Here is a 7,264-nt window from a genome sequence, read left to right on the forward strand (position 1 = left end):
TGTTCATCTCGCTCGACGGAGTCGTCGAAGACCCGCAGGACTGGCATTTCCCGTACTTCAACGAGGAGATGGGCCAGGCAAGCGCCCATTCATAGTGGGCGCATGCCCATTATAGCGACCGACCCGTCCCCCGAGCCGCATCGCGCCCGCGAGGTGGCGGAGTCCTTCGGCACGGACCCCGAACGCTACGACCGCGCCCGGCCCCGCTATCCCGACGCCCTCGTGGAGCGGATCGCCGCCGCCTGCCCCGGCCCCGACGTCCTCGACGTCGGCTGCGGCACGGGCATCGAGGCCCGCCAGTTCCAGGCGGCCGGCTGCACGGTGCTCGGCGTCGAGCCCGACGCGCGGATGGCCGCCTTCGCGCGGCGCGGCGGCCTGGAGGTCGAGGAGGCGACGTTCGAGTCCTGGGACCCCGCGGGCCGGGGCTTCGACGCCGTGATCGCCGGGACGGCCTGGCACTGGGTGGACCCGGTCGCCGGAGCGGCCAAGGCGGCGCGGGTGCTGCGCCCGCGCGGCCGGCTGGCGGCGTTCTGGCACGTGTTCCAGCTCCCGCCCGCCGTGGCGGACGCCTTCGCCGCCGTCTACCGGCGGGTCGTGCCCGACTCGCCGTTCACCGTCCACGCGGACAGGCCGGCCATGGAGATCTACCAGATGATGTTCGCCAAGGCCGCCGACGGGATTCGGGCCGCCGGAGGCTTCGGCGCGCCGGAGCAATGGCGGTTCGACTGGGAGCACACCTACACCCGCGACGAGTGGCTGGACCAGATGCCCACCCACGGCACGCTCACCAGGCTCCCGGAGGCCGACCGGGCGCGGGTGCTGGAGGGCGTCGGCGAGGCCGTCGACGCCATGGGGGGCTCATTCGTCATGCCTTACGCCACCATGGCCGTCACCGCCGTGCGCGACCCCGGCCAGGGGTGACGGGCGGCCTCAGGTCTGCTTCACCGGGTGCACGCGGCGCCGGGTGTCGATCCCGGCGGCGTTGCGCGGGTCGCGGCCCGGCAGGTGAACCTCGTATCCGGTCGCGTCCGCGTGGTAGAGGCGCAGCGGGGCGTCGCCGCTGAGCTCGTCCGGCTGGAAGGCCACGGCGCCCGGACCGGCGTCGGGGAACGCCTCGGCGCAGCGCCGCGGCAGATCATCGTCCGGAACGACGGAGGCCACGGCGTCGACGTAGACGGCGCGGCCCTGCCCGATCTCCACGTTCGAGTCGTAGACGACGAGGGCGACCTCCGGGCGCGCGGCGATGTTGCCGGAGTGCCGCGCGTCCGGGGAGGACACCCAGTAGAACGTGCGGTAGCCGGCGTGCGTGAAGTACACCGGCGACAGGCGGGGCCGGTGATCGGCCTCGCTCGTCCCCAGGGTCATGTACCGGTTCTCGTCGATGACGGCTCGCGCCAACTCGTCCAAATCCTCTGGCAGGCTCATGGAGGAGAAGTCTCGCGGATGGGGCTGACATCCGCGGACCGGAAGGACGCACATGAACGAGCCGATCGAGGAACCCGGCATCGTCGTCAGGGCCATGCGCCCGGACGACGCCGACCGCGTGCTGGCGATCTACCAGGAGGGCCTGGACACCGGCCAGGCCAGCTTCGAGACCACGGCCCCGACCTGGGCGCAGTTCGACGCCGCCAAGCTGGGGCGCCACCGGTACGTGGCCGCCGAGGCGGGCCCGTCGGGCGAGGTCCTCGGCTGGATCGCCGCCGTGCCCGTCTCCGACCGCTGCTGCTACAGCGGGGTGGTGGAGCACAGTGTCTACGTCAGCCTTCGTGCGCAGGGCCGGGGGGTGGGCGCCGCGCTGCTGTCCGCCCTGATCGCCTCCACCGAGGAGGAGGGCATCTGGACGATCCAGTCGGGCGTCTTCCCCGAGAACACCCCCAGCCTGCGGCTGCACGCCAAGGTCGGGTTCCGCACCGTGGGCGTCCGCGAACGCCTGGGCCGCCTCAACGGCCGCTGGAGGGACGTCGTCCTCCTCGAACGCCGTAGCCCCCTCGTCCTGTAGCGCGGCTCAGCGGAGCGATCGATCGTCCGGGCGGCCGAACCGCACCGGCACGCCCGGCGAGTACAGCACGCTGACCGGTTCCCCGAGCGGCCCCGGCAGGCCCGCCGCGGCCACGAGGTTCTCCTCGCAGCGCAGGAGCGACGCCCGGTGCAGCGGCCACCGCGGATGGACGTTCGGCAGGAACGCGACACGCCCGCGGACGGCGGTGTGCATGCCCCAGCGGGCGGTCAGGAAGTGCTCCAGCTCCGAAGGCTCCTCCACCCGTTCGCCGATCCGCACGGCGATCCGGCTGTAGGCGCCGCGCGGGCCCGGCCAGCGTCGTGAACTGGCGTAACCGATCACGTCGTCCCGGGCTCGGATGGCCATGCGCGCCCACTGGTACGGCAGCCGGACCCCGGCCCTCGCGATCAGCACGGGCAGCAGCCGCGCGGCGTCCAGCGACCGGAAGACCACGCCGCGCCGCCCCTGCGCGTCCACCGAGTACAGCCGCACGTTCGTTTCCGGGAACGTCCCGAAGTACGGGACTCCGGGCAGCCTGAACCACCCGACCCGGTCCATCCTGAACGCGATGAGACCGACATAGGCGGCCCCGTGCAGTGTGTCCGGAGCGACGCCCTTCGGTAGCAGCGGCGCCACCCGTCGCGGCTCCACGGCCCAGTGGACGAACGCCAGGTCACGCCACCACTGCGTGATCCACGGCCTGGGGACCACGCCGGGCGGATCGGCCGCGATGGGCTGGGGAACGGGCACCCCGCCATCGTCGCACACGATTGATCATGTACCTCGCGGTCCGCGCCGGTCCCCCGGAGAACGCCGTCGTCGGGGCCGGTATCCGCGCGGTAACCGGGGGACTCGGAAGTGCCGTCTTCTGATCTCACCGGCAGTGCCGGACGATGTGGCCGGTGACAGGAGGGAACCGGCCGTCACCTGGGGAACCACCCCGTCCGGTTCCGTCGAAGGAGTGCCGGGCGACGATGTCCGATTCGAGCGAGCGAATGAACGGGCGCGCAGGGGGCGTCCTGATGGTGCTGTGCGGCGCGATCTTCCTAGAGGGGATCGACGTCGCGATGCTGAACGTCGCGCTGCCGTCGATCCGCGCCGACCTGGGCCTGTCCACGGGGATGCTCGGCGGCGTGGTGAGCGCGTACGTGCTCGGCTACGGCGGTTTCATGCTGCTGGGCGGCCGGGCCGCCGACCTGCTGGGGCACCGGCGGATGTTCGTCCTGTGGCTGTCGGTCTTCCTGGTCTTCTCCGGCGTCGGCGGATTCGCCACCGGGGGCTGGATGCTGCTGGCCGCGCGTTTCCTCACGGGCGTCGCGGCCGCGTTCATGGCGCCCGCCGGGCTGGCGCTGGTCACCTCCACCTTCCCCGAGGGGCCAGCGCGCACCCGGGCACTGGGCGTCTACGCGGGGACGGCGGCGGGCGGGTTCTCGCTGGGGCTGGTGGCGGGGGGCATGCTCGCGTCCTTCGGCTGGAGGTGGGTGTTCTTCGCGCCGGTCATCATGGCGGCGCTGATCCTGGTGGCGGCGCCGGCCCTGCTCCCCGGCGCGGGCGCGGTGCGGAGCCCGGGCGGTTTCGACATCGCCGGGGCACTGACCGTCACGGGGGCGATGCTGCTGCTGGCGTACGGGGTGGTCCGGCTGGAGGGCCTCGGCGCGGGAACGGGCCTGGACGCCCTGCGCACCGCCCTCGCCGTCCCGGTCGCGGCGGCGGTGCTGGGCGCGGTCGTGGTCGCGTTCGGCCTCCGCTCGCCCGCGGCCCCGGACGACGCGACCCCGGACTGGAGCCCGCTCGCCGAGCCCGCCGAGACCGCCGCCTGATCGGGAAGGGAGACGCCAGTGGCCACGAAGGTGAAGTCGTTCACCGAGATCAGGGATCAGTTCGACGCCTACATCGGCGACATCGTGTACGCGACCATGACCACCGTCGACGCGAAGGGCCGGCCCCGCGCGCGTGTGCTCATCCCCGTCTGGGAGACCGGCGACGGCCGCCCGCTGGGTTGGCTCGCCACATACCGGACGCCCGTGAAGGCCGCGCATCTGGCCGGCAATCCGCACACCACGTTCTCCTACTGGACGCCGAGGCAGAACGCGGTCAGCATCGACGCCGTCGCCGCCTGGGACGACGACCTGGAGACCAAGCGCCGCGTCTGGGACCTCTACCGGCGGACGAGCCCGCGGGGCGCCGGGTACGACCTGGGCCGGTTCTGGCGCGGCGGGCCGGAGGATCCGGAACTGCACGTCCTGCGGCTGGAGCCCTGGCGCGTCCAGGTGATCAGGGGGACCGACCTCCGCAGCACCATCTGGTACGCCGAAGGGAAGCACTGAGCGGGCGCCGGGGCCGGGACGTCGCCCTTGCCGGGCCGGACCGGCGGGCCCGACCCGGTCATCTCGACGCCCTCAGGGCTGAGTGGCCGACTCCTCGCCGGTGATGCGGTTGAGGCGCTCCACCGCGTCGGCGAAGTCCTCGACCATGTCGTAGACGACCTGGCGGGCGGGCTTGACGGTGTTCATCAGGCCGACGCACTGGCCGACGAAGTAGTTCGCCAGGGCGCGGGCGCCCGGGTTGCCGGACTCGGCCACCTTGGTGATCTGCCGCATGGCGCCCTCCGCCACGATCATCTGGAGCGGCATGCCGAGCGGGCCGGGGCTGTCCGGGCCCTCCCACTCCTGCGTCCACGCGGACCGCAGCTGCCGGGCGGGCTTGCCGGTCCGCGACCGCGACCGGATCGTGTCGCGGGACGTGGCGGCGAGCAGCTTCTCCTTGACCGGCGGGGACGTCTCGGCCTCCTCGGTGGTGAGCCACACCGAGCCGCACCACACGCCGGACGCGCCGAGCGCCAGGGCCGCGGCCATCTGGCGTCCGGTGGCGATCCCGCCCGCGGCGAGGACGGGCACCGGCGCGACCGTGTCGACCACCTCGGGGACGAGCACCATCGTGGAGATCTCGCCGGTGTGCCCGCCGGCCTCCCCGCCCTGCGCGACGACGAGGTCGACGCCGGCGGCGACCTGGCGGCGGGCGTGCTCGGACGTGCCGACCAGCGCGGCGACGGGGATCCCGGCGGCCTTGGCCTTCTCCACCATCAGCGGCGGCGGGGTGCCGAGGGCGCTGGCGATGAGGCCGATCGGGTGGGCGAGCGACACGTCGATCAGCTCGGTGGCGCCCTCCTTGGTGACCCGCGCCCCGCCGCGCGCGTTGGACCGCTTCGCCTTCTCGAAGTCGGGCAGCGGGACGTCGTACCTGGCGAACAGGCCGACGAGGAAGTTCCAGTGCTCGTCGGGGACGGCGGCGAGCAGGGCGTCCAGGCCGCCGCCGCCCTCCGCCGCCTTGTCGATCTTGCCGGGGACGAGCACGTCGACGCCGTAGGGGCGGCCGCCCACGTGGTCGTCGATCCAGCGCAGCTCCTCCTCGAGCCGGTCCGGGGTGTACGCGACGGCGCCGAGGACGCCGAACCCGCCGGCGTTGGTGACGGCGGCGACGACGTCGCGGCAGTGGCTGAAGGCGAACAGCGGGAACTCGATGCCGAACCGTGCGCAGACCTCGGTGTTCATGGCCCGACGCTAACGGACCGAACCGCGTTCGGTCCAGGGGCGGAACAGCACGTACGACTCGCCCTCGTCCGGATGCTCGAACGCCGCGCGCAGCGCGAGCCCCTCCCGCAGGTCCGCGCGCTCCACGCCGTCGAGGCGGGCGTGCAGCCACGGCCCCTCGGCCAGCTCGACCAGCGCCAGGAACACGGGCGGCTCCTTGGGCAGGACCGTCCAGGTCACCAGGGTCGCCGCGCCGCTCGCCTCCGCCCAGCCGAGGTCCTCCTCGCCGCATCCGGGGCAGCCGCTCGCGTCCGGCGCGAACCACCGGTCGCACGCCTCGCAGCGCCGGACGACGAGCCGGCCGGCGGCCGTGCCGTCGAAGAACGGGTCGGTCCGCCCGTCCCGCCGCAGAACGCCGACGTCCATGCCTAGGCCCCCTTCTCGTGCGGGCTGACGACCAGAGTGGAGTGGTGGTCGAGGATCCCGCCGTTCCCGCTGACGAGGATCACGTCGGTGGAGGGCGCCTGCCGCTCCCCGCCGTCCCCCCGCGCCTGGATCACGGCCTCCGACAGGGGCGTCATGCCCCACATGTAGTACGCCGACAGCTGCCCGCCGCCGGTGTTGGTCGGCAGCGACCCGCCGGGCCCGAGCGCGCCGGACGCGGCGAACGCGCCGCCCTCGCCCTTGGCGCAGAACCCGTAGTCCTCCAGCGTCACCAGGACCGTGTAGGTGTAGCAGTCGTACAGCTCGCACACGTCCACGTCGGCGACGGTGACGCCGGCCATCTTCATCGCCGCCGCGCCGGACGCCGCGGCGCCCGTCGTCAGGCCGAAGTCGCTGCCGCGCTCCTTGCGGTGACCCGGGTGCCCCTGCCCCCAGCCCCACAGGTGCACGGGCGGGCGCGCCAGGTCGCGGGCCCGGTCGGCGCTCGTCACGATGACGGCGACGGCGCCGTTGGACACCAGGCAGCAGTCCAGCAGGTGCAGCGGCTCGGACACCCAGCGGGAGCGCTGGTGGTCCTCGATCGTGATCGGCTCGCGCATCTGGGCGAGCGGGTTGCCGGCGGCCCACCGCCGGGTCGCCACGGCGATCGCGCCGAGCTGCTCGCTCGTCGTGCCGTAGCGGGCCATGTGCCGCTGGGCGGCGAGGGCGTAGTGGGAGTTCACGCTGCGCAGACCGAGCGCCGCCGTCATCCCCCCGAACCCGTACCATTCCTTCCCGCGGCCGTCGCGGTTGTAGGCCGAGCCCGCCGACTGCTTCGGCTTCAGCGGCGCGTCCGCGAACACGCACGCGACCGTGGTCGCCGAACCGTTCAGCACCGCCATCGCCGCGTACGAGACCATCGCCCCGGCCGTCGCGCCGAAGGAGTTGACCAGGGCCAGCAGCCGCAGGTCGCGCAGGCCGAGCGTGTCGGCCAGCTCGATCCCGGGCGAGCCGCCCAGGCCGTGACTGACCAGCAGCCCGTCCAGGTCGCCGAGCGCCAGGCCCGCGTCGGCGGCGGCCAGCCGCACCGCGTCGGCGGCGAGCCGCCGCGGGCTGCGCCCGTAGACCCTGCCGAGCTCGGTCATGCCGAGCCCCACGATCGAAGTGCCCATCGCCTCGCTCTCCTCGTCCGTCGGCGCCACGGTACAGAATCGCGTTCGGTAGGGGAGCGGGCGGGGTGATCGCCGGCCCGGACGGCGTTCAGGCGGTGGCGGATGAAGCGGTCCTGGTGCTCGCCCCATGTGTCGGGCTT

At 73.5% G+C, this 7,264-nt stretch carries 9 protein-coding genes; 4 read left to right on the forward strand and 5 right to left on the reverse strand.

What is annotated here, in order from left to right:
- The first annotated feature begins 102 nt into the window (after nt 1–102).
- Entirely contained in the window at nt 103–921 is an 819-nt protein-coding gene (locus tag AB0C69_RS34860) for a class I SAM-dependent methyltransferase (protein ID WP_360359414.1), read from the forward strand.
- 9 nt (nt 922–930) lie between these two features.
- On the opposite strand, the gene AB0C69_RS34865 is transcribed toward AB0C69_RS34860, so the two are convergent.
- On the reverse strand, nt 931–1,425 hold the full coding sequence (locus AB0C69_RS34865; RefSeq protein WP_360359417.1) for a pyridoxamine 5'-phosphate oxidase family protein: 495 nt from the start codon (nt 1,423–1,425) through the stop codon (nt 931–933).
- Nucleotides 1,426–1,477: 52 nt separating this feature from the next.
- Here AB0C69_RS34865 and AB0C69_RS34870 point away from each other — a divergent pair, with 52 nt between their 5' ends.
- A complete protein-coding gene (locus AB0C69_RS34870; RefSeq protein WP_360359420.1) occupies nt 1,478–1,999 on the forward strand; it encodes an N-acetyltransferase family protein in 522 nt (173 codons plus the stop codon).
- Between the two features lie 6 nt (nt 2,000–2,005).
- Here AB0C69_RS34870 and AB0C69_RS34875 read toward each other — a convergent pair whose 3' ends face one another.
- Complete coding sequence (locus AB0C69_RS34875) at nt 2,006–2,749, reverse strand: DUF2071 domain-containing protein (RefSeq protein ID WP_360359423.1); 744 nt, start codon at nt 2,747–2,749, stop codon at nt 2,006–2,008.
- A gap of 224 nt (nt 2,750–2,973) precedes the next feature.
- On the opposite strand from AB0C69_RS34875, the gene AB0C69_RS34880 reads away from it, so the two are divergent.
- Nucleotides 2,974–3,819, forward strand: coding sequence for an MFS transporter (locus AB0C69_RS34880; RefSeq protein ID WP_360359426.1), 846 nt, complete (start codon nt 2,974–2,976; stop codon nt 3,817–3,819).
- Between the two features lie 18 nt (nt 3,820–3,837).
- The gene (locus AB0C69_RS34885) at nt 3,838–4,326 is read left to right on the forward strand and encodes a pyridoxamine 5'-phosphate oxidase family protein (protein ID WP_345175321.1); all 489 of its coding nucleotides are present in this window, start codon (nt 3,838–3,840) and stop codon (nt 4,324–4,326) included.
- 72 nt (nt 4,327–4,398) lie between these two features.
- Here the strand turns inward: AB0C69_RS34885 and AB0C69_RS34890 are convergent, their stop codons facing one another.
- The 3 genes from AB0C69_RS34890 to AB0C69_RS34900 are packed head-to-tail and all read right to left on the reverse strand — an operon-like array spanning nt 4,399 to nt 7,124.
- On the reverse strand, nt 4,399–5,550 hold the full coding sequence (locus AB0C69_RS34890) for a nitronate monooxygenase (protein WP_360359430.1): 1,152 nt from the start codon (nt 5,548–5,550) through the stop codon (nt 4,399–4,401).
- A gap of 9 nt (nt 5,551–5,559) precedes the next feature.
- Nucleotides 5,560–5,955, reverse strand: coding sequence for an OB-fold domain-containing protein (locus AB0C69_RS34895; protein ID WP_345175316.1), 396 nt, complete (start codon nt 5,953–5,955; stop codon nt 5,560–5,562).
- A 2-nt stretch (nt 5,956–5,957) separates the two neighbouring features.
- The gene (locus tag AB0C69_RS34900; RefSeq protein ID WP_360359433.1) at nt 5,958–7,124 is read right to left on the reverse strand and encodes a thiolase family protein; all 1,167 of its coding nucleotides are present in this window, start codon (nt 7,122–7,124) and stop codon (nt 5,958–5,960) included.
- Nucleotides 7,125–7,264: the final 140 nt, after the last annotated feature.

This window comes from Actinomadura sp. NPDC048032 (genome assembly GCF_040653175.1).
In the GTDB taxonomy this organism is placed as follows: Bacteria; Actinomycetota; Actinomycetes; order Streptosporangiales; family Streptosporangiaceae; genus Spirillospora; species Spirillospora verrucosospora.